Below are 21,502 nucleotides of genomic sequence, written 5' to 3'. Positions count from 1 at the left end.
AGCTAGCAGCCGTCACGAAAAGATCACGGGGGTTGGCCCTACTCTTCACCTGGGGGCCGACCCCAGAACATCACCTGCCGGACCGGTTTCGGACACCTTCCGCTGCCAGGATCGGACCCGTGCCCGCCGTGCCGATCGCCGACCGTTTCGCCCGACTCTGCGAAACGGCGGTGCGGATCCTGCCGTTCGGGCTGCCCCGGATCGTCGCGCCGAGCTTCCTCGGCTTCGCCGTCATCAACGGCTTCACGTTCGGCGTCGATCTGCTGCTGCTGACACTGTTCCACGGCGGTCTCGGCTGGCCGGTGTGGCTGTCGATCAGCTTGGGTTACCTGATCGCGTTCGGGCTGAGCTTCGTCTTGAACCGCGCGCTCAACTTCCGTTCGCACGCACCGGTCGGCCGCCAGGCCGCGCGGTACGTGCTCGCGATCGTGGTCAACTATGCGGCGTTCCTGCTCGGGCTCGGCGCCGGATTATCCGCGCTGGGCCTGGAATACCACCTGTCGCGGATCATCGCCGGCGCGTGCGAGGGCGTCTTCATGTACTCGGTGATGCGCTGGGTGGTGTTCGCGAAGCAGCAGGAGCCGGTCAGCGCGTGAGCTCGAATTCGAGCGTGCCGGTGAGCCGGACTTCGCGCAGCGTGCCGCGGCCGGTGTCGAGGGTGCGGACGGTGCCGTCGGGGTTCCAGCCGGCGCGGCGGTAGAAACTGAGCGTCGCGTGGTCGGACTGGGCGACCCAGGCGATGCCGCGGCTCAGGCCGTTCTCGCGGAGGTCCTTGGCCGCGGTCCCGAGCAGCCGCCCGCCGTGCCCGCGCCGTCCCCATCGCGGCTCGACCACCAGCGCCGCGATCAGCCCGGGCGCGTCCTCCGGCTGCGTCCCGTCGGCCGCGGCGGCTTCTTCCCGCGGTGCCGGGCCGGCCACGCAGTAGCCGACCGTGAACGTGCCTTCGGCGGCCAGGTAGACCTGGGAGTCCGGGTACTCGATCGTCTCCGCCCAGGTGCCTTCGAGGTCGGCGGCGTCCAGTTCGGCGATGGCTTCGGTGCCCAGGAGGCCGGCGTAGGCCGTCCGCCAGGTCAACCGCTGGATTCGGGCGATCTCGGCGGCGTCGGACGGCTTCGCGGGGCGGACTTCGGCGGCACTCACGCGGGCAATGTACCGAAACTGTCGGTGGCGGCTGGCACCATGGCCGCATCATGCAGACGATCAGCCTTTCCGCCGCCCGGCGCACCGCATTGGCCGCGCAGGGTTTCGCCGACCCCCGGCCCGCCGCGGCCCCGACCCGGCGGCACCTCGCCAAGGTGCTGTCCCGGGTCCAGTTGCTGCAGCTGGACTCCGTCAACGTCGCCGTGCGCGCGCACTACATGCCGCTGTTCTCCCGCCTGGGCGGCTACGACCCGGCACTGGTGGACGATGCCGCCTGGAGCCATCGGGCCCGCAAACCGCGGATGCTCGTGGAGTCGTGGGCGCACGAAGCGAGCCTGCTGCCGGTCGAAGACTGGCCGCTGCTGCGCTCCGGCGCGAAACGGGACGGCTGGTGGCGGAACTACACGAAGGTCGTCGAGACGGTGCCGGGCCTGATCGAAGACGTGCTGGCGGTGGTGAAGGAACAAGGCCCGATCGGAGCCGGGGCGATCGAGAAGGAGCTGGAGAGCGAGGCGACGCGACGCGGTCCGGGCGCGTGGTGGGAACGCTCGGTGGTGAAGAAGGCGTGCGAGTACCTGTTCGGCGTCGGCGAGCTGAGCACCGGAACGCGCCGGTCGTTCGAGCGGCTGTACGACTTGACGGAGCGGGTCGTGCCGCCGGAGATCTTGTCCCGCAAGGTGTCCGCGGAGGAGGGGGCGCGCGGGCTGGTCGAGCGTTCCGCGCGGGCGCTCGGCGTGGCAACGGAAACCGACCTGCGCGACTACTACCGGCTGGGCCCGGACGTCAGCCGCGTCGCGGTCCAGGAACTGGTGGCCGAGGGCGTGCTGGAGCCGGTCCAGGTAGGCGACTGGCGCGCGGTCGCCTACCGGCACAGCGAGGCGCGCACGCCGCGCGCGGTGTCCGGACGGGCGTTGCTGTGCCCGTTCGACCCGCTGATCTGGGAACGCGCCCGGACCGAACGGCTGTTCGGGTTCCGGTACCGGATCGAGATTTACGTGCCGGAGCCGAAGCGGGAGTACGGCTACTACGTGTTTCCGTTCCTGCTGGACGGCGCGCTCTCCGCCCGGGTGGACCTGAAATCGGACCGGGCCGCCGGGGTGCTGCGCGTGCAGGGCGCGTTCGCGGAACCCGGGGCCGCGCAGGCAAGGGTGGCGGCGGAGCTGGCCGGAGAACTGCGCGGGATGGCGGAGTGGCTCGGGCTGGCCGGCGTGGCGGTGGGGGAGCGGGGCGATCTCGCTGCGCCGTTGAAGCGTGCCTTGCGTTGAGACGGTGGTGCTGCTGCGGGCTGGTGGTGCCGCTGCTGCGGGGACGAGTGGCGCAGCTGCCGCGGCAAGCGGGAGCGGGGCGCGCCCCGGGTCACCAGCTTCGGGCCTGGCCGGTGGAAAGGACGAAGTCGTCCGCGACCGCGCTGATCTGGCCGCGCGCTTCGACGAGCCGGAGCCAGTCGAAGGGCAGGCCGACGTCGCCTCGGACGGCCCCGATCAGGTTGCCGCACACCGAACCCGTCGAATCGCTGTCGCCCGAGTGGTTCACCGACAGGCGAAGCCGTGCCTTCACGATGTCGAACTCGTCGGACCCGGTCACCGTCGCCAACGCGGAGTACACCCCGATCGCGAGTGCCTCCTCCGCGATCCACCCGGCACCGAGCCGCTCCACCTTGCCCGCGGTGGGGTCTCCTTCGTCGGCGAGGTCGAGCGCCGCACGCAAGGCGGCGGAGGTCTCCTCGTGGCCGGGGTGGCTCGCGAGGGTGCGCAGGCTCTGCAAGACCGCACCGCGCAGGGACTCGCCGTTCATCAGCCAGGCGATGATCTCGGCGAACGAGGCGGCCGCGTAGTAGCCGGTCGGATGGCCGTGGGTGAGCTGCGCGCAGTTGCCCGCGAGCAGGAACGCCGAGCGCGGGTCGCCGAGGAAGCCGAACGGCGCCGAACGCATCACCGTTCCGCAGCCCTTGGAGTCAGGGTTCACCGGGCCGGGCTTGCCGGTCAGCTCCGCGAACGGCTCGACGGTCTGCCCGGACCGCAAGCCGGACAGGCAAGCGTTGCCCGGCGCGCGCACCGCGTACAGCCAAGATTCCTTCCGGAGACTGCCGGTGCGGTGCGGCAGGCTGTCCGCGGCCGGCGGCTCCGGATAGTCCTGGGTGTCGAGCCAGCGCAGGTACGACGCGTGCACGAAGCTCGCGATCGCACCGCCGATGCCCCGCGTCCTGGCCCGGTAGTACCCGTCGCGCAGGCCCTCGATCGTGAACAGCGACATCTGCGTGTCGTCGGTGATCTCGGCGAGGCCGGCGCGATTCGTGGCCAGCTCGGTGATGCCGCGATCGCCGTAGCGGTCGCGAATGCCGGCGAGGGAAAGGAATTCCACCGGATTGCCCAGCGCGTCGCCGAGCGCGCCGCCCAGCAGACTGCCGCGCACCCGGGACAGATGCGTGGCCTGGCCGGCTATGTCGCGTCGCATGGCATACCCCCTTGGCCGGGATTCTGTCAGACCAAGCGGACGGCGGACCGCCGTGGAGCCACCCCCGGCCCCAGCGACGGTCCGCCGTCTCCCCCTTGCACAGCGTCCGGGCGTCCCCGGTCCGCCGCTGGCCAGCCGAGGCGGGCGATGCCCGTGCCTGCCCCGGCTGAGAGCGCGGCGATGCGCAGCGGGCGATGCCCGCCCCCTGTGCACCTCGTCCGTTCAGCCGGCCGCGCGGGTGACTACCGCGTCGCCGGTGCCGGTCCGCGCTCGCACCCGCAGCGCGACGTCTCCCTCCGGCGGCGTGTCGGACACCTCCAGCTCGCTGGACACCCGCCCGGCCGCGGAGGCCAGTTCGAGTTCCGCCCGGACCTTGCTGCGGATTCCCACTCGCACCTCGCCGGAGCCGGTGATCAGTTCCAGCGAGCCGGACGCGGCCTCGGCGACCGAGAGGTTCCCGCTGCCGGTACGCGCCATCACGTCGCCGGCGACCACGCCGAGCCAGACGTCGCCGGTGCCGGTCGCGAGCGTCGCCGGACCGCCGATCGACGAGGCCCGCACCGAGCCGCTGCCGCTGCGCAGCTGCAGGCTGGCCAGCGTCGGGCCGAGCTTGATCGCGCCAGTGCCGGTGCGCACGGTGGCGGCACCGTCCGCGCGCTCCAGCGTGACCTCGCCCGAACCGGTCAGGATGTCGGCTCGCCCGGCCGGCCCGCTGACCGTCACGTCCGCCGAACCAGCGCGGACTTCGACGTGCGAGCCCGCCGGCGCGTGCACGGTCACCGAGATCGGCACGTTGCGCAGCTGCCACGCTTTGGCCGCGCGCACCACGATCCGGTTGCCGGTCTGCTCGATCTGCGCCTGCCGCACAGCGTCGGCGGCCGAGAACTCGGGCAGGCCGCCGCCGAACTGGTCGCCGAACTTCTCGCCGACCCAGGACAGCAGGCTGCTGACCCCGTTCACCCAGGACGGCTGCTCGCCGGTGTCGTGCTGCAACCGCACGCTCACCCCGGATTCGCGGTCGAGCTCTACGGAGACCCGGCCGATCGTCACGCCCAGGTCCAGCTCCACCGGACCGTCGGCGGCGAAGTCCTGCAGCCGCACGTATGGCCCCGGCTCAGACGCCGACTCGTCAGTCCCGGCACTGGTTTCCGCGGCCTCGGCCCCGGCGGCGCCAGTCCCGGCACCCGGCGCACTGTCCGAAGTGGACTCGTCGGGGCTCGCCTCGCCCGCCGGCTGGCCGGCGGCACCCGCGTCTTCCGCGGCACCAGTCTGGTCCGCGGCATCGGCGGTTCCCCCGGCTCCGGCGCCGCTCGCAGCCCCGATCGCCTCTGCCGCGCTGGCTTCAGCTGCGGCACCAGACCCGCCCGCGGCTGCGGCGCCCGTCGGGCTTTCCGTGCCGAATCCTGGCTCCCCAGCCCGGCCTTCGGCGTTCTTCCCCTGGTCATCCCTGTTGTCGCCCATGGTGATCCCCTCCTAGCCTTCGACCCAGCCGTGCAGCTTGGACTCGGCACCGCGGCTCCCGCCGCCGGTGCCGCGGTCCTGCCAGCGCTGGTGCCGCTGCTGGTGCGCTTGCGCCTGGCCGAGCGCGCCCTGCACGGCCTGCGCGACGAACGTGTTCAGCGAAACCCCCTGCGCGGCCGCCGCCTGCTCGGCCTGACCCTTGATCTGCTCGACCAGGCGAAGGGTGATCCGCGAAATGTCGCCGCCGTCGACCGGAGGCGGGGGCGGAGGCGCCTGCGGCCCGCCGCGCGCCGGTTCCTCGCCGCCGGTCACGACCACGCGGACGTCGCGGCCGTCGAGCCGGACGTCGACGACCTGCCCGGGCAGCGCGGCGGTCACCTCGGCGGCCAGGTCGGCCAGCGCGTTCATCAAGGTGAGCCGGACCGCCGGTTCCAGAGCAGACGACAGCAGTGCGGCCGCCCGCCGGGTCTGCTCGTCCCCGGCGGAGGCCGTGTTCGCGAGGTCTTCGCGAAGGTTCGCGATGTACGGCGTCAGATCCATGACACCACTATGACGTCGCTGTGACGTCATGTCAAGGCGCGGTGATGTCACCCGTGACTCCGGGTTAGGCTGGCGGAGCCGAGATGAGGGGAGCGATAACGGTGCCGCCCAAGGTGCAGCTGATCGCGAAAACCGAGTTCTTCCCGCCCGACGACGTCCCGTGGTCGACCGACGCGGACGGGGGCGAAGCCCTCGCCGAGTTCGCCGGCCGGGCCTGCTACCAGTCGTGGAAGAAGCCGAACCCGGCGACCGCGACGAACGCGGGCTACCTCGGCCACGTCATCGACGTCGGCCACCTCTCGGTGCTGGAGCACGGATCGGTCAGCTTCTACCTGACCGGGATCTCCCGGTCGCTGACGCACGAGCTGATCCGGCACCGGCATTTTTCGTACTCCCAGCTGTCGCAGCGCTACGTGCCCGAGCGCGACGCCGAGTTCGTCGAGCCGGACGTGATCGCGGACGATCCGGTGCTGCACGAGAAATTCGTCAAGGCCACGCAGGCGAGCGCGGCCGCGTACGACGAACTGCTCGCCGGTCTCGAAGAGAAGTTCGCGGACACGCCGAGCGCCACCCTGCGCCGCAAGCAGGCGCGCCAGGCCGCCCGCGCCGTGCTGCCGAACGCGACCGAGACCCGCATCGTCGTCACCGGCAACTACCGGGCCTGGCGGCATTTCGTCGCGATGCGTGCGACCGAGCACGCCGATGTGGAGATCCGTTCGCTGGCCGTCGAATGCTTGCGGCAGCTGCAGAAAGCGGCGGCCAACGTGTTCGCCGACTTCACGATTTCGACGTTGCCCGACGGCACCGAGATCGCCACGAGCCCGAAGGTGCTGGAAGGCTGATGAAACACCTGACGATCGACCTCCGCCCGGACGCCTACTCCGTCGTGCGGCTGCCGGCCGACGCGCCGGTCCCCGCCGACCTGCTGGAACCCGGGCAGCCCGGTCTGGTGTCGGTCACCCGGACGCCGGACGAACTGTCGGTGATCTGCCCGTCGGGCCGCGAGCCGCGGAGCGCAACCGTCGAAAACGCCTGGCGGCTGTTCACCGTGCGCGGGCCTCTGGAGTTCACGCTGACCGGCATCATCTCCGCCCTGGCCTCGGAACTGGCTGCGGCGGGGGTCGCGCTGTTCTCGCTGTCGACCTACGACACCGACCACATCCTGGTCCGCGCGGACGACCTGGACCGGGCGGCGGCCGCGTTCCGCGAGGCGGGGCACGAGGTGCTGCTGCCGGGCTGACCCCGCGGCCGCATTGGGCCGCTGACAGCAGGTGCGTGAAGGGAACATTGAGGGACTCAGATTCCCTCAATGTTCCCTTCACGCACCGTTGGCCGCGGGGGAGAGGGCGGTCAGGGTCCGGGGCAGTCGCCCGAGTGGCGCAGCACACGCTTGCCCAGAAAAGTTCGGCATGCCTAAACTTGAGATTAGGGGCGACCGAATACCAAGGGAGCGTGCGCGCATGGCGGTGGCAGAGGCAGTGCGCCCGCGCGGAGTGGCCCGGCTGCGCGCGGGCTGGGCGCTGCTCGGCCCGGCCTTCGTCGCGTCGATCGCCTACGTGGACCCGGGCAACGTCGCGGCCAACGTCAGCGCCGGCGCGCGCTACGGCTATCTGCTGGTCTGGGTGATCGTCGCCGCGAATCTGATGGCCGTGCTCGTCCAGTACCTCTCCGCGAAGCTCGGTCTGGTCACCGGCCAGTCGCTGCCTGAAGCGCTGCGCGACCGGCTGTCCGGCCCGGGGCGGCTCGCGTACTGGGCGCAGGCCGAAATCGTCGCGGTAGCCACCGATCTGGCCGAGGTCGTCGGCGGCGCGATCGCGCTGAATCTCCTTTTCGGGCTCCCGCTCGTCCTCGGCGGCCTGATCACCGGCCTGGTCTCCCTGGTGCTGCTCGCGGTGCAGGACCGCGGCGGCCAGCGCCCGTTCGAACGCGTCGTGACCGGCCTGCTCGTGGTGATCGCGGTCGGGTTCCTGGCCAGCCTGGTCGTCGAACCGCCGTCCGCGGCCGGGGTCGTGCACGGCCTGGTGCCGCGGTTCGCGGGCGGCGACAGCGTCCTCATCGCGGCCGCGATGCTGGGCGCGACGGTCATGCCGCACGCGGTGTACCTCCACTCCGGACTCGTCCGCGACCGGCACGGCAAACCCGGGCCCGAGCGCCGCCGGAAGCTGTTGCGAGCCACGCGCTACGACGTCGGATTCGCGATGTTCCTGGCGGGCGCGGTGAATCTCGGCATGCTCCTGGTCGCCGCGACGAATCTGCAAGGGCAGCAAGGCGTCGACACGATCGAGGGCGCGCACGGCGCGGTCGCCGCCGCGCTCGGGCCGGGGGTCGCGCTGCTGTTCGCGATCGGGCTGCTCGCATCCGGCCTGGCGTCCACTTCGGTCGGTGCGTACGCGGGCGCGATGATCATGCAAGGCTTGCTGCGCAAGAGGATTCCGATCCTGGCGCGCCGCCTCGCGACGCTCACGCCGGCGATCGTGGTGCTCGCGCTTGGCGCCGATCCGAGCGCGGCGCTGGTGGTGTCGCAGGTGGTGCTGTCGTTCGGCATCCCGTTCGCGCTGGTCCCGCTGATCCGGCTGACCGCGGACCGCGGCGTGATGGGCGCGGACGTCAACCGCCGCTCCACGACCGTGCTCGCCGCCGTCGTCGCCGGCGTCATCGTCGCGCTCAACGTCGTGCTGATCGCGCTCACGTTCTCCCGCTGAGGTCGCGAAACCGGACGGAACCGGCGGCCGGGCGAAGCGGTCCGACTAGCATCTGCGCGAACGCCGACCGAGGAGCCCGCCCCCGTGACCCACGAACAGACCCGCCCGCACGATCCGTCCCGCACGGCCCCGACCGGCCGCGTCGTGGCCGGCCGCTACCTGGTGCTCGGGGAGCTGGGCCGCGGCGGCATGGGCATCGTGTGGCGCGCGCAGGACCAGGTCATCGGACGTCACGTCGCGATCAAAGAACTGCGGCTGCCCCCCGAAGACGCGGTGGAGGGTTCCGCAGTGCTGTCCGAGCGGATCCTGCGCGAGGTGCGGGCCGGCGGGCGGCTGAACGACCCGGCCGTGGTGACCGTCTACGACGTGGTCGCCGACCAGGGCACCACCTGGATCGTCATGGAGCTGGTGGAGGCCCCGACGCTGGCCGACCTGGTGCGCTCGCAGGGGCCGATGCCGGAACAGCAGGTCGCGATGATCGGCGAACGGGTGCTGTCGGCGCTGCAGGCCGCGCACGCCGCCGGGATCGTGCACCGCGACGTCAAGCCGGCCAACATCATGGTCGCGCCGGACGGGCGGGTGAAGCTCACCGACTTCGGCATCGCGCACGCGATCGACGACCCGCGGCTCACCACGAGCGGGATGATCGTCGGCTCGCCCGCGTTCATGGCCCCGGAGCGGGTCGAAGGCCGCGAGGCGATGCCGGAATCGGACCTGTGGTCTCTCGGCGCGACGCTGTACTTCGCGGTGGAGGGCATCGTCGCGTTCGAACGGCCCACCACCGCCGCGACGCTGCACGCGATCATGACCGAAGTGCCGTACCTGACGCGGGTCCATGGCCCGCTCGGCGCGGTCATCCTCGGCCTGCTGGTGGCGAATCCGGACGCCCGGCTCACCGCGAACCAGGCGCGGGCCCAGCTCGCGTACGCCACCGGTCCGCAGGCGCGGCCGGCCAACCCGCCCACCGCGGCCATGCCGCAGCAGATGACTCGCGTCGGCGGCCAGCCGACCCGGGCGGCGGCGAAGCCGCAGCGGGGAAGCCGGCGCGGCTTGTGGACAGGCGTGCTCGCGGCGCTGATCGTCGCCGCTCTGGCCGGCGGGTTCTTCCTCGGCAAGCCGGTGTGGTCGCCGGCGAAGGACGCCCAGCAGCTCGAAACGGTCACCTACGGCCCGGACGGCTACCTCAAGACGGATCTCTCCTCGTACCAGGTCTGCTACAACGCGGTGGTCCAGCAGGGTGTCGTGATCAGCTCGGACAACAGCGTCGACTGCAAGCGCAACCACACCCTCGAGGTCTTCGACACCGCGGAGCCGCTGGCGCTGGAGAACTGGTCGTCCAACGACGCGGCCGTCGCGCCGTACCCCGGGTTGGAACAGGTCAGCCGGGCGGCCGAGGCGCGCTGCGCGCTGACGTTCCATTCCGCGGCGGTGCCCGAGCAGCGGCGCCGGGACCTGACCTACCGGGCGATCGTGCCGACCGCGCAGGCTTGGCAGGTGGCCCCGTCCGAGGACAGCGGCAGCGGCCCGAACCGCGACTTCTACTGCGTGCTGGCGCGCACCAACAACGACCAGATTCCGGCGCAGATCACCGCCAAGGTCAAGTAACCGCGCGAGAAGTTCCGCCGCCGGAGCGCGGGCGGCGGAAATTCTCCGCGGTTGGCTGTGCCGCACCAGGTCGGGCCCGGGTTTGCCGGTCTCACGAGGTACCGTCGTCACCATGTCCACCTCACCTGCCGCCGCGCCCGGACGCCCGTTCGGCCGCGTGCTCACCGCGATGGCCACCCCCTTCGACCGAGCCGGCGCGCTGGACGTGAAGCGGGCCCAGGAACTCGCCGAATACCTCGTGGACCTCGGCAACGACGGCCTCGTCGTCAACGGCACCACCGGCGAAAGCCCGACCACTTCCGACGAGGAGAAGGCCGCGCTGGTCCGCGCCGTCGTCGAGGCGGTCGGCGACCGCGCGACCGTCGTGGCCGGCGCGGGCACCAACAACACCGCGCACAGCATCGAGCAGGCGCACGCCGCCGCCGAAGCGGGCGCGCACGGCCTGCTCGTGGTCACCCCGTACTACTCGCGGCCGAGCCAGGCCGGGCTGTACGCGCACTTCACCGCCGTCGCCGACGCCACCGAGCTGCCGGTGATGCTCTACGACATCCCGCCGCGCTCGATCGTGCCGATCGAGGTCGACACGCTGCAACGGCTGGCCGAGCACCCGCGGATCGTCGCGGTGAAGGACGCCAAGGGCGACCTGATCGCCGGGTCCGAGGTCATCGCGAACACCCAGCTCGCCTACTACTCCGGCGACGACGGACTGAATCTGCCGTGGCTGTCGGTCGGCGCGGTCGGCGCGGTCAGCGTGATCGGGCACGTCGTGGCCGGCCGGATCCGTGCGATGTTCGACGCCTACGACGCGGGCGACGCGTCCACCGCGCGCACGAACCACCGCGGGATGCTGCCGGTGCTGCGTGCGATGTCGCGGGTCGGCGGCGTCGCGTTCAGCAAGGCGGCGCTGCGGCTGCGCGGCTTCGAGATCGGCGACCCGCGGCTGCCCATCGTGGCGCCTTCCGAGGACCAGCTGGACCAGATCGCGGCCGATCTCGCCCAGGGCGGCGTGCCGCTGGAGGACAGCGGGGCTTCGGCCTGGCATGGTGCACGGGTGGCACAAGCAGATTCGCAGGCGGCCTACACCGCCCCCACCTCGCACACCAGCGTTGGGACAATGCCCCGGTGAGCTCACTTCCCGCCGGACCCGGCCCGACGCACCTCCCGCCCGCCCTTCCCGAGGGAGCCCTGCGCGTCGTCGCGCTCGGCGGCATCGGCGAGGTCGGGCGCAACATGACCGTCTTCGAATACGACGGCAGGCTCCTGATCGTCGACTGCGGCGTCCTCTTCCCGGAGGACGACCAGCCGGGCGTCGACCTGATCCTGCCCGATTTCCGTGCGATCGAGGACCGGCTCGACGACATCGACGGCCTCGTGCTCACGCACGGCCACGAGGACCACATCGGCGCCGTCCCGTTCCTGCTCCGGCTGCGCCCGGACGTGCCGATCTACGGCTCGCGCTTCACCAACGCACTGCTCGCGGCCAAGGCCAAGGAACACCGCCAGCGGCCGAAGCTGATCGAGGTGCGCGAGGGGGAGCGGCGCAAGGTCGGCGCGTTCGACCTGGAGTTCTTCGCCGTCAACCACTCGATCCCGGACGCGCTCGCGGTCGCCATCCGCACCCCGGCCGGCGTCGTGCTGCACACCGGCGACATCAAGCTGGACCAGCTGCCGCTCGACGGCAGGCTGACCGACCTGGCCGGTTTCTCGCGGCTCGGCGACGAGGGCGTGGACCTGTTCTGCGTCGACTCCACCAACGCCGAGGTGCCCGGGTTCGTGATGCCCGAGCGCGACATCGGCCCGGTGCTCGACGACGTGATCCGCAAGGTCGACCAGCGGGTGATCGTCGCCTGTTTCGCCAGCCACGTGCACCGCGTGCAGCAGGTGCTCGCGGCCGCCGCGCGGCACGGCCGGCGCGTCGCGTTCGTGGGCCGGTCGATGGTCCGGAACATGGGCATCGCGGCCGAGCTGGGCCTGCTGGAGGTTCCCGAGGGCCTGCTGGTGGACCTGGACCAGGCGAGCAACCTGCCGGAGAGCAAGGTTCTGTTCGTCTCGACCGGTTCGCAGGGCGAGCCGCTGTCCGCGCTGTCCCGGATGGCGCGTGGCGAGCACCGGCAGATCTCGATCCGGGCCGGCGACACGGTCGTGCTGGCCAGCTCGATGATCCCGGGCAATGAGACCGCGGTCTTCGGCGTGGTGAACGGCCTGACCCGGCTCGGCGCGAACGTGGTGCACCAGGGCAACGCGAAGGTGCACGTCTCCGGGCACGCGTCCGCGGGCGAGCTGCTCTACCTGTACAACGCGGTCCGGCCGAGCAACGTGATGCCGGTGCACGGCGAGTGGAAGCACCTGTGCGCCAACGGCGAGCTGGCCATCCGCACCGGCGTCGCGCCGGACAACGTCGTGATCGCCGAGGACGGCGTGGTCGTCGACCTGGTCGACGGCAAGGCGTCGCGCACCGGCCGGGTCGAGGTCGGGCACGTGTACGTGGACGGCCTGTCCGTCGGCGACGTCGGCGAGTCCACCCTGTCCGACCGGCTGGTGCTGGGCGAGGGCGGCTTCATCGCGATCACCGTGGCGGTCGATTCGAACACCGGCCGGGCGGTGACCAGCCCGACCGTTTCCGGGCGCGGGTTCTCCGACGACCCGAAGGCGCTGGCCGCCGTCGTGCCGCTGGTGGAGATGGAACTGGCCCGCACCGAAGCCGAGGCGATCACCGACACCCACCGGATCGCGCAGGCGGTGCGCCGGGTGGTCGGCCGGTGGGTGGCCGACACCTATCGCCGCCGGCCGATGATCGTGCCGACGGTGATCCCGGTCTGATTCAGCGCCGCGCGCCCGCCAGCAGCAACGCGAACACGACGGTGGCTGTCTGGCGGGCGAGCGCGTTGCGGGCTCGCCGCTGCTCGGATCGGCTGGGCCGGTTCTTCATGAGATCCCCCTAGATTCGACCGGACCAGTGTGCCCGGTCGGACACTGAGACACATCCCGCTTGCGGTTGGTTCCCGTTCCCCCGGGAGAGGGCGTCAGGCGAGCGCGGCGGTCCGCCGCTGGACCAGGAAAGCGCCGCTGAGCAGGAGGACCGCGCCGAGCGCCTGCGGCCAGGCGAGTGCCTCGCCGAGAAACGCCCACGCGAACGCGGCGGCCGCGATCGGTTCGACCAGCCCCACGACGCTCGCGACCGACGCCGGCAGATGCCGCAGCGCGGTGATCCCGGCGAGGTAGGCGAGCGCCGTCGAGAGCACGACGAGCCCGGCGAGCAGCAGCCACAACGGCGGCGTCCAGGGGCCGAACGGGACGGTCTGCACGGTGGCTTTCACCGGAACCGTCCACGGCGGCGCCGCGACACTGACCAGGACCGCGCCGATCACCATCCCCCAGGTGACCAGCCCGAGCGGCTCGCGGTCGGCGAGCGCGCGCTCGCCGAGCAGGAAGTACCCGGCGGAGCAGACGGCCGCGCCCAGTCCGGCGAGCAGGCCGACGAAGTCGAGCCGGAGTCCCTGCCAGACCTGGGCGACGAGGGCCAGCCCGGCCATCGCGAGCCCGATTCCCAGCCAGAGCACGCCGGGGAGCCGTTTCTTGCGCACGACGCGCACCCAGAGCGCGATCAGCACCGGCGACATGAACTCGAGCAGGATGGCGATGCCGACCGGAATCCTTGCCGCGGCGATGAAGTAGAGAAGCTGGGTGCCGGCCACGCCGAGCGCGCCGTAGCCGAGCAGGACCGGCCACTCGCCGCGTCGGATGCGCAGCGCGCGCGGGGCGAACAGCGCGGTGCCGGCGAGGAGGAGAACGCCGGCCAGGCCGATCCGCAGGGTGGCTACCTGTTCCGGGGTGAGACCGGCGGTCATGGCGGGTTTGGCCAACGACCCGGAGGTGCTGAACAGCACGGCGGCGAGAACGACGAACACCAGGCCCCGGCCGCGGTGGACGGCGCGGGGCGGGGCGAGGAGGGGAAGCTCGGCGGTCACGGACGGACTCTAAGGATCGGGGACCGGGCGAAGCCAGCCGTTTTTGTGCGGGATTGTCCGCCGTCGCGGTCCGTTGTCCCGTCGGGCTGACGACCCGGTGCGGTGGGCGAGGGCGTGGTCCGCGCTGGTCTGTCCGTGAGGGGGCCGTTGGGGGACTTGGATTCCCTCAACCGGCCCCGCACGGACAGACCGGCAAACGGGCAGTCGGCCGCCCAGACAGCACGACAGCACCAGGCGAGACCTGCCTTAATCCAGCTTCTTCAACCCCGTCGCCACGTGGGAAGCCACCGTAGCCAGCCGCTGCCCCTGAAGCCGCAATGCTTGCAGCGCAACCGAATCCGGTGCCGCCGACTTGCCCGACACGAACGATCCCGTACGGATTCCCCGACTCGTGAACGACGTCGCGACCTTGTCCGCCAGCTTCCCTTGCGCCCACAGTCCACCCGTGGTGTCCACAAAGGACTTCAGCTGGGCGGCGGGCCCGCCGAACCGGGTCGGGCTGCCCAGCGCCAGGCCATCGGCCCACTCGAGGTCGGCGAGAGCCGCGAGGTCGTGGTGCGGCCCGGTGCCGACCCAGGCTTGCCAGCGCCGATTGCTGGCCACGGCTTCCGCGGGCGCGGATTCCGGGACGGTCCGGACCCGAACTTCGGCGCCAGTCGAGGCAGCTCCCTCGGCGAGCGCGCCGGCGAGAGCGGCGGTGTTCCCGGTGGCGCTGTAGTACACGACGAGAATGCGAGTGCTCACCCCTCGAGACCCTAGCTGCGCAACGGAAAGCGTCTCACCGTCCGGGCTGGCGCCGGGGCTTCCACGGGCTGACCGTGTCGGTCGGCCGGGTCGGGTCGTAGAAGCGCGGCCGGATCGGTTCCTGGCGACGCAGCGGGATCAGCCCGTCGGTGATCGCCTGCATGATCTTCGCGTGCGCGCGCACGCCCGCCCCGGGTCGCTCCGGTTCGACGCCGGAGAGGTCTACCGGCGCGCCGAAATGCACCTGGAACCGCGGCCGGCGCAGCGGGGCGCTGAGTCCGGACCGGACCAGCGGGAGCAGGTCGCCGGGGCCGTTCACGGTTTCGGTGCCCCAGTACACCGCCTCGTGCGCGCCCCACTGGCTGATCGGGATCACCGGCACGCCCGCGGCGAGCGCGAGCCGTGCGGCGCCGGTTTTGCCTCGTTCCGGCCACAGTCCCGGGTCGTGGCTGATCCGGCCCTCCGGGTAGACGATGATCGGCTCCCGGGTGGTGCGCAGCGCTTCGGCCGCCTCGTCGAACTGGCCCCGCGCGGTGGTCGCCTGCGCCGCGGCTTCCTTCCGGTCCACCCGCAGGTGCCCGCTGACTCGCAGCGCCGGTCCGATGACCGGCGCGTCCAGGATCCCGCCGGCCAGCATGAACCGCGGGTTGATGCCGATCCGCTTGCAGGCGGCCATGAGCACGAAGGCGTCGAACACGCCGATGTGGTTGGCGGCCATCAGCAGCGGCTTGCCGCGCAGTTCGCGCGGCACCGAACCGGTCACGGTGAGCTGCCCGACGAGGTTCACCAGCCCGCGGTCGAGGTTGAGCATCGTCCGCCAGATCGCCGGGGCGCGGCGCGGAGCCGGGACATCGTCCTGTTGCAGCGCGAACATGAGCAGAGCATTTCATGCTTCCGGGACGGACCGGCGGCACGGTCGGCTGTCGGCGGGCAGCTCTCGGGCTCCGGGGGACGGGGCTCTCCCGGCGGCCCCGCACAACGCTCCCCGGGACGATTGTTTCCGGTGCGCTGCGAGTGGCACGTGGGACTATCGGGGTTCGCCGGTTACCGTGGAGACATGGCTGGGTCGGCGACAAGGAAGCGGAGCACGGCAGGAAGCGGCGGGAAGGCACCGGCGCGCAGTTCGCGTACGCCGGCGAAGTCCCGGGCCGGTGCTGCCAGCAGGTCGTCGAAAGGCGGCTCGACCAGGGCATCGTCCTCCCGGTCGGGCTCGTCCCGAGGCGGCTCCTCCGCCCGGCCCCGCAGCTCCGCCCGCAGGCCCGCGAAGCGCACGAGCTCGACCGGCGCGTTCGGCCGCGGCGTCCGCGGCGCCTGGAACCTCGCTGCGAAGGGGCTCGGCTCGCTGGCCCGCACGGTCGGGCGCACCCGGGAGCTGGAAGCCGAACACCGGCGCGACGGGCTCGCGCTCGGGCTGATCGCGCTGGCCATCGTCGCCGCGGTCGGCGTGTGGTGGCGGGCGGCCGGGCCGATCGGGACCGGCGTCGAGATCGCCGCCCGGACCGTCTTCGGCGCGGGCTCGGTCACCCTGCCGCTGGTGCTGGTGGTGGTCGCGGTCGCGCTGATGCGGTCCGAGCCGAGGCCGGAGGTGCGGCCGCGGATGGTCGTCGGCACCGTGCTGGTCGTGCTGGCCGTGCTCGGAATGCTGCACATCTTCACCGCGCTTCCGGACACCAACGACGGCCGGATGTACGCCGGCGGCATTATCGGCGCGTTCTCCGGCGGCCTGCTGACCGCGGGCGTCACGACATGGGTCGCGGTGCCGCTGCTGATCCTCGCGCTGCTGTTCGGCATCCTCGTGTTCACCGGCACTCCGGTCCGTGACATCCCGCACCGCCTGCGCACCTGGGGCCTCGACGAGCACGAACTGGCCGAGTACGAGGGCGACGGCGAGGAAGCCGGACTCGAGCCGGACCCGGTCCCCGAGGCCGAACCGAAGCCGGTGCGGCTGCGCAAGCCGTCGCGCCGCCGGCAAGCTACGTCCGACCAGGAAGGCGAGCAGCTCGACATCGAAGCCGCGCTCGCCGAGCCGGCGATGCCGATCCGGCCGCCGAAGCCGGTCGCGCCGCCGGCCGAGATTCCGGAGAAGAAGCCGAAGAAGGCTCCGGAGCCCGCGCTGTCGGTCACCCGCGCGGTCGAGGGCGACTACGCGCTGCCCCCGCCGGACCTGCTGAAGCTCGGCGACGCGCCGAAGTCGCGCAGCAAGGCCAACGACCAGATGATCGAGGCGATCACCGGCGTCCTCGAGCAGTTCAACGTCGACGCGCAAGTCACCGGCTTCACCCGGGGCCCGACGGTCACCCGGTACGAGGTCGAGCTCGGCCCAGGCGTGAAGGTCGAGAAGATCACCGCGCTGACCAAGAACATCGCCTACGCGGTGGCGACCGACAACGTCCGGCTGCTCGCGCCGATCCCGGGCAAGTCCGCGGTCGGCATCGAGGTGCCGAACTCCGACCGCGAGATGGTGCGCCTCGGCGACGTGCTGCGCGCGCCGTCCACCGTCCGGGACAACCACCCGATGCTGATCGGGCTGGGCAAGGACATCGAGGGCGAGTTCGTCACCGCGAACCTGACGAAGATGCCGCACTTGCTGGTGGCCGGTTCCACTGGCTCCGGTAAATCCAGTTTCGTGAACTCGATGCTGGTGTCGCTGCTGGCCCGGGCGACGCCGGACGAGTGCCGGATGATCCTGATCGACCCGAAGATGGTCGAGCTGACGCCGTACGAGGGCATCCCGCACCTGATCACGCCCATCATCACCCAGCCGAAGAAGGCCGCCGCCGCGCTGGCCTGGCTGGTGGAGGAGATGGAGCAGCGGTATCAGGACATGCAGGCCAACCGGGTCCGGCACATCGACGACTTCAACGCCAAGGTGCGCTCCGGCGACATCACCGCGCCGCCCGGCAGCGAACGCGTCTACCAGCCCTACCCGTACATCATGGCGATCGTCGACGAGCTGGCCGACCTGATGATGACCGCGCCCCGCGACGTCGAGGACGCGATCGTCCGGATCACCCAGAAGGCCCGCGCCGCCGGCATCCACCTGGTGCTCGCGACCCAGCGGCCGTCGGTCGACGTGGTCACCGGCCTGATCAAGACGAACGTGCCCTCGCGGCTCGCGTTCGCCACCTCGTCGCTCACCGACTCGCGGGTCATCCTCGACCAGCCGGGCGCGGAGAAACTGATCGGCATGGGCGACGCGCTCTACCTGCCGATGGGGGCCGGGAAACCGGTCCGCATCCAGGGCGCGTTCGTAGGCGACGAAGAGATCGCCGCGGTCGTCAACTTCGCCAAGGAACAGGCGCAGCCGGACTACAACGACGGCGTCACCAGCGCCAAGGCCGGCGAGAAGAAGGAGATCGACGCGGACATCGGCGACGACCTCGACGTCCTGCTGCAGGCCGCCGAGCTGATCGTCACGTCGCAGTTCGGGTCCACGTCGATGCTGCAGCGCAAGCTGCGGGTCGGCTTCGCCAAGGCGGGCCGGCTGATGGACCTGCTGGAAAGCCGCGGCGTGGTCGGCCCGTCCGAGGGCTCGAAGGCCCGCGACGTGCTGATCAAGCCGGAGGAACTGGAGTCGGTGCTGTTCATGATCCGCGGCGGCTCCGACGCGGGCGGCGCACCGGCCGGCGGCGAGGACGAAGACTTCTGAGCCGCGGTGCAACCGGACGGCCCGGCCGGGCCGTCCGGGAAGCATGGACTTCAGGAAACTCGCAGTGGGCGTCGCGGCAGCCGCGACGCTGGCCGGGTGTGCCGGCGGTTCAGTAGCCCTCGCCCAGCAGCCGCCGCCCCCGACGGCCGAGCCGGGCCGCGACGCGGTGCTCAGGACCGGCCAGGAGGTCCACGTCGCCGGGCGGGACTTGACGGTGCGCTACCGGGGCCTGGTGTCGGATTCGCGCTGCCGCCCGGGCCGGCAATGTTTCGTCGCCGGCGACGCGGTCGTCGCGCTGGTCCTGACCGAGCCGGGCCGCGGCGAGCACACGACGGTCCAGCTGCACACCGACCGGCCGGGCCCGCACGAGGCGAATTTCGCGGGCACGACTGTCAAGCTGGCCGGCGTCAGCCCGGACGGGACCCGGGTCACGCTGCGCGTCTCGTAATGGTCGAGGACGGGAGAACCGCCTCGGCCCTCAGGAGAACTCGAGCAGCATCCGCGAATTGCCGAGCGTGTTCGGCTTCACGTACGGCAGGTCGAGGAACTCCGCCACGCCCGGGTCGAGCGAGCGCCGCATCTCCTCGTACACCTCGTGCGACACCGGCGCGCCGTCGATCTCCACGAACCCGTGCCCGGAGAAGAACGACGTCTCGAAGGTGAGCACGAACAGCCGCTTCAAGCCCAGCTCCCGGGCTTCTTCGACGAGCCGTCCGACCAGCGCGTGGCCGATCCCGCGGCCGCGGGCCGCCTTGTCGACCACCACGGTGCGAAGTTCGCCGATGTCCTCCCACAGCACGTGCAGGGCGGCCGCGCCGAGCACGTCGGCCGAACCTTCCCGCTCGTCGGTCACCACCCAGAACTCCTGCACCGCCTCGTAAAGCGTGACCAGGTCCTTTTCCAGGAGCACCCGCCCCGCGTCGGAATCGACCAGGGCCTTGATCTTGCGGACGTCGGCGATCCGCGCGCGGCGGACGGACGGCGGTCGGGCTTCGGGGGACACCCGGCCAAGATTAACGACCGCCGCGGCTGGGCAAGAGTGTCGGGGACCCCCGGGTGCGTTGCGGCCCGGGATGTCACGTATAGCTAATGGGCGCACATGACCCGTAGCCGCCCGCGCCGGCGGCTGCCGGCCGTCGGGAGGGGAACAGCGCATGTCCGGTAGCACCGTGGCCGCCCCGGAGCGACCCGGCAAACCGCCGGCCGGCCCGGCCGCCAGGGCCCGGTTCCGCCCCGAACTGCAGGGCGTGCGCGCGCTGGCGTCGGTGCTGGTCGTGGTCTACCACGTGTGGTTCGACCGGATCTCCGGCGGACTCGACATCTTCTTCCTGATCTCCGGGTTCCTGATCACCGGCCAGGTGTACCGGGCGCTGCTGCGCGGCCGGATCGAGCTGCGCGCCACCTGGGGACGGATGATCAAGCGGCTCTTCCCGGCCGCGATGACCGTCCTGCTGACGATCGTGGTCGTGTCGCAGTTCCTGCTGCCGCAGGACCGCTGGTTCCAGACCATCCGCGAGGTCGTCGCGGCGGCGCTGTTCTACGAGAACTGGCAGCTCGCGTCCGATTCGGTGGACTACTTCGCGCAGCACAACAGCGCGAGCCTGGTGCAGCACTTCTGGTCGCTGTCCATCCAGGGCCAGTTCTACCTCCTCTGGCCGCTGTTGTTCGCCGGTCTCGGCCTGCTGGTGCGCAGGCTCGGCTGGTCGTTGCGGCGCACCGTGAACCTCGTGCTGGGGTTGCTGTTCGTCTCGTCGCTGGCCTATTCGGTCTACCTGACCTCGGCGGACCAGCCGCTGGCCTACTTCCACGGCCTGACCCGGGTCTGGGAGTTCGCGCTCGGCGGGCTGCTGGCGATGTTCATCGACGCGGTCGCGCTGCCCCGGCTGCTGCGGATCGTGCTCGGCTGGGCGGGCGTAGCCGGGATCGTGCTGTGCGGTGCGCTGCTCGACGTCGACCGCTCGTTCCCCGGCTGGATCGCGCTGTGGCCGACCGTCGCGGCGGGCCTGGTGCTGATGGCGGGCCAGACCGAGAGCGCGCTCGGCGCGGACCGTTGGCTCAGCTCGAAGTCCATGAACTACGTCGGGAACCTGAGCTTCTCGCTCTACCTCTGGCACTGGCCGGTACTGGTGTTCTACCTGGTCGCCCGCGACCGGCCGGCGGTCGGCCTGCTCGGCGGGACGTTCGTCGTCGGCGTGTCGTTCCTGCTGGCGATCGTGACCTACCACCTCATCGAAAACCCGGTCCGGCTGTCGGCGATCGGCGCCGTCAAGCCGTCGGGCGCCTACCGGTTCGGCGTCCTCGCGCTCGCCCCGGTGCTGGTCGCGAGCGGGGTCTGGCAGGGCGTGAGCAGCACGCGGGCGAACTTCGAGATCGCTGTCGGCGACCCGGACCACCCGGGCGCGGTCGCGCACGCGCAGGGGTATGTCTACCGCGGCGGGCCGGCCCCGTCGATCGTGCCGCCCACCGTGAAGCTCGCCGACGACTGGGCCCGCAGCTCGAAAGACCAGTGCTCGACGTCGCCGCGCAACAAGGAGCTGCAGATCTGCACCGAGGACCCGGAAGGGCCGCCGACCAAGAGCGTCGTGCTGGTCGGGGATTCGCACATCCAGCAGTACCTGGCGACGTTCCGTCCCGCGATCGTCTCCGACGGCTGGCAGATCAAGACCATGCTGAAGGGCGCCTGCCCGTACTCGGCCGGTTCCGACCTGATGCCGGGCGACCCGGGCTGCGTCGCCTGGAACAAGGCGGTGACCGACGAACTGCTCGAGACCCGGCCGGACGCGGTCGTCGTGCTGAGCACGATCAACGCCAAGCCCGGCCCGCACGAGAAGACGCCGGCGGGCTTTCTCGACGTCTGGTCGACCTTGGACAAGGCGGGCATCCCGGTGGTGGGCGTGCGCGACAACCCGCGCTACACGTTCAACATGGCCAGCTGCGTCGCCGAGAAGAGCCCGACCGACCCGGCGTGTTCGGTGCCGCGGCCGGCCGCGATCGCCGCGACCCCGGCGTACGAGAAGATCGACGACGTCCCGGACAACGTCACGTTCCTGGACTTCACCGACTACTACTGCGACGAGAAGAACTGCCGCGCGGTGGTCGGGAACGTGCTGGTGTACATGGACGACAACCATCCGTCCGCGACGTTCAACACGACGCTCGCGCCGATCGCGGTCCCCGAGCTGAAGCGCAGCCTGAAGTGGTGAGCCGGCCCGGCGCGGTGCGCGGCCCCCAGACCGAAT

19 protein-coding genes are annotated in these 21,502 nt (G+C 71.5%); 11 read left to right on the top strand and 8 right to left on the bottom strand.

Going from position 1 to position 21,502, the window contains the following annotated elements:
* Positions 1-119 precede the first annotated feature (119 nt).
* Positions 120-596, top strand: coding sequence for a GtrA family protein (locus AMYBE_RS0117510; protein ID WP_020660691.1), 477 nt, complete (start codon positions 120-122; stop codon positions 594-596).
* On the opposite strand, the gene AMYBE_RS0117505 is transcribed toward AMYBE_RS0117510, so the two are convergent.
* Positions 586-1,140 carry a GNAT family N-acetyltransferase gene (locus AMYBE_RS0117505; RefSeq protein WP_020660690.1) on the bottom strand — a complete coding sequence of 185 codons (555 nt, stop codon included), beginning with the start codon at positions 1,138-1,140 and terminating at the stop codon, positions 586-588. The two genes, AMYBE_RS0117510 and AMYBE_RS0117505, sit on opposite strands and share 11 nt — an antisense overlap.
* A gap of 50 nt (positions 1,141-1,190) precedes the next feature.
* On the opposite strand from AMYBE_RS0117505, the gene AMYBE_RS0117500 reads away from it, so the two are divergent.
* On the top strand, positions 1,191-2,405 hold the full coding sequence (locus AMYBE_RS0117500; protein WP_020660689.1) for a winged helix-turn-helix domain-containing protein: 1,215 nt from the start codon (positions 1,191-1,193) through the stop codon (positions 2,403-2,405).
* A gap of 91 nt (positions 2,406-2,496) precedes the next feature.
* On the opposite strand, the gene AMYBE_RS41860 is transcribed toward AMYBE_RS0117500, so the two are convergent.
* The 3 genes from AMYBE_RS41860 to AMYBE_RS0117485 form a co-directional block, all read right to left on the bottom strand.
* A complete protein-coding gene (locus AMYBE_RS41860) occupies positions 2,497-3,594 on the bottom strand; it encodes an ADP-ribosylglycohydrolase family protein (protein ID WP_020660688.1) in 1,098 nt (365 codons plus the stop codon).
* Between the two features lie 222 nt (positions 3,595-3,816).
* Complete coding sequence (locus tag AMYBE_RS0117490) at positions 3,817-5,055, bottom strand: DUF4097 family beta strand repeat-containing protein (protein WP_020660687.1); 1,239 nt, start codon at positions 5,053-5,055, stop codon at positions 3,817-3,819.
* Between the two features lie 12 nt (positions 5,056-5,067).
* Positions 5,068-5,595 (bottom strand): toxin-antitoxin system HicB family antitoxin, encoded by a 528-nt coding sequence (locus tag AMYBE_RS0117485; RefSeq protein WP_020660686.1) that lies wholly within the window; start codon positions 5,593-5,595, stop codon positions 5,068-5,070.
* A gap of 83 nt (positions 5,596-5,678) precedes the next feature.
* On the opposite strand from AMYBE_RS0117485, the gene thyX reads away from it, so the two are divergent.
* From thyX to AMYBE_RS0117455, 6 genes are all read left to right on the top strand, one after another.
* Complete coding sequence (thyX, locus tag AMYBE_RS0117480) at positions 5,679-6,437, top strand: FAD-dependent thymidylate synthase (RefSeq protein WP_034287077.1); 759 nt, start codon at positions 5,679-5,681, stop codon at positions 6,435-6,437.
* Positions 6,437-6,835, top strand: coding sequence for an ACT domain-containing protein (locus tag AMYBE_RS0117475; RefSeq protein WP_020660684.1), 399 nt, complete (start codon positions 6,437-6,439; stop codon positions 6,833-6,835). Before thyX ends, AMYBE_RS0117475 begins: the two co-directional genes overlap by 1 nt.
* A 220-nt stretch (positions 6,836-7,055) precedes the next feature.
* The gene (locus AMYBE_RS0117470) at positions 7,056-8,297 is read left to right on the top strand and encodes an Nramp family divalent metal transporter (RefSeq protein WP_020660683.1); all 1,242 of its coding nucleotides are present in this window, start codon (positions 7,056-7,058) and stop codon (positions 8,295-8,297) included.
* A gap of 84 nt (positions 8,298-8,381) precedes the next feature.
* Positions 8,382-9,902 carry a serine/threonine-protein kinase gene (locus tag AMYBE_RS0117465; protein ID WP_020660682.1) on the top strand — a complete coding sequence of 507 codons (1,521 nt, stop codon included), beginning with the start codon at positions 8,382-8,384 and terminating at the stop codon, positions 9,900-9,902.
* Between the two features lie 112 nt (positions 9,903-10,014).
* Positions 10,015-11,028, top strand: coding sequence for a 4-hydroxy-tetrahydrodipicolinate synthase (gene dapA / locus AMYBE_RS0117460; RefSeq protein ID WP_020660681.1), 1,014 nt, complete (start codon positions 10,015-10,017; stop codon positions 11,026-11,028).
* Positions 11,025-12,722, top strand: a complete 1,698-nt coding sequence (locus tag AMYBE_RS0117455; RefSeq protein ID WP_020660680.1) for a ribonuclease J — start codon at positions 11,025-11,027, stop codon at positions 12,720-12,722. Before dapA ends, AMYBE_RS0117455 begins: the two co-directional genes overlap by 4 nt.
* 203 nt (positions 12,723-12,925) lie before the next feature.
* Here AMYBE_RS0117455 and AMYBE_RS0117445 read toward each other — a convergent pair whose 3' ends face one another.
* From AMYBE_RS0117445 to AMYBE_RS0117435, 3 genes are all read right to left on the bottom strand, one after another.
* Positions 12,926-13,870: an EamA family transporter gene (locus AMYBE_RS0117445; protein WP_020660678.1), complete on the bottom strand. Its 945-nt coding sequence runs from the start codon at positions 13,868-13,870 to the stop codon at positions 12,926-12,928.
* A 246-nt stretch (positions 13,871-14,116) separates the two neighbouring features.
* Complete coding sequence (locus AMYBE_RS0117440; protein ID WP_020660677.1) at positions 14,117-14,614, bottom strand: flavodoxin family protein; 498 nt, start codon at positions 14,612-14,614, stop codon at positions 14,117-14,119.
* Positions 14,615-14,648: 34 nt separating this feature from the next.
* On the bottom strand, positions 14,649-15,488 hold the full coding sequence (locus AMYBE_RS0117435; protein WP_020660676.1) for a lysophospholipid acyltransferase family protein: 840 nt from the start codon (positions 15,486-15,488) through the stop codon (positions 14,649-14,651).
* Positions 15,489-15,671: 183 nt separating this feature from the next.
* Here AMYBE_RS0117435 and AMYBE_RS41855 point away from each other — a divergent pair, with 183 nt between their 5' ends.
* Positions 15,672-18,263 (top strand): DNA translocase FtsK, encoded by a 2,592-nt coding sequence (locus tag AMYBE_RS41855; protein ID WP_051124733.1) that lies wholly within the window; start codon positions 15,672-15,674, stop codon positions 18,261-18,263.
* 43 nt (positions 18,264-18,306) lie between these two features.
* Positions 18,307-18,711 carry a hypothetical protein gene (locus AMYBE_RS0117425; protein ID WP_027927752.1) on the top strand — a complete coding sequence of 135 codons (405 nt, stop codon included), beginning with the start codon at positions 18,307-18,309 and terminating at the stop codon, positions 18,709-18,711.
* Positions 18,712-18,741: 30 nt separating this feature from the next.
* Here the strand turns inward: AMYBE_RS0117425 and AMYBE_RS0117420 are convergent, their stop codons facing one another.
* Entirely contained in the window at positions 18,742-19,266 is a 525-nt protein-coding gene (locus tag AMYBE_RS0117420; RefSeq protein WP_020660672.1) for an amino-acid N-acetyltransferase, read from the bottom strand.
* Positions 19,267-19,417: 151 nt separating this feature from the next.
* Between AMYBE_RS0117420 and AMYBE_RS41850 the strand changes: the two genes are divergently transcribed.
* A complete protein-coding gene (locus tag AMYBE_RS41850; RefSeq protein WP_020660671.1) occupies positions 19,418-21,466 on the top strand; it encodes an acyltransferase family protein in 2,049 nt (682 codons plus the stop codon).
* The last annotated feature ends 36 nt before the right edge of the window (positions 21,467-21,502 follow it).

It is taken from the genome of Amycolatopsis benzoatilytica AK 16/65 (assembly GCF_000383915.1).
Lineage (GTDB): Bacteria > Actinomycetota > Actinomycetes > Mycobacteriales > Pseudonocardiaceae > Amycolatopsis > Amycolatopsis benzoatilytica.
The sequence above is the reverse complement of the archived record's forward strand: the minus strand, read 5'-3'. Positions and strand labels throughout refer to the sequence as shown.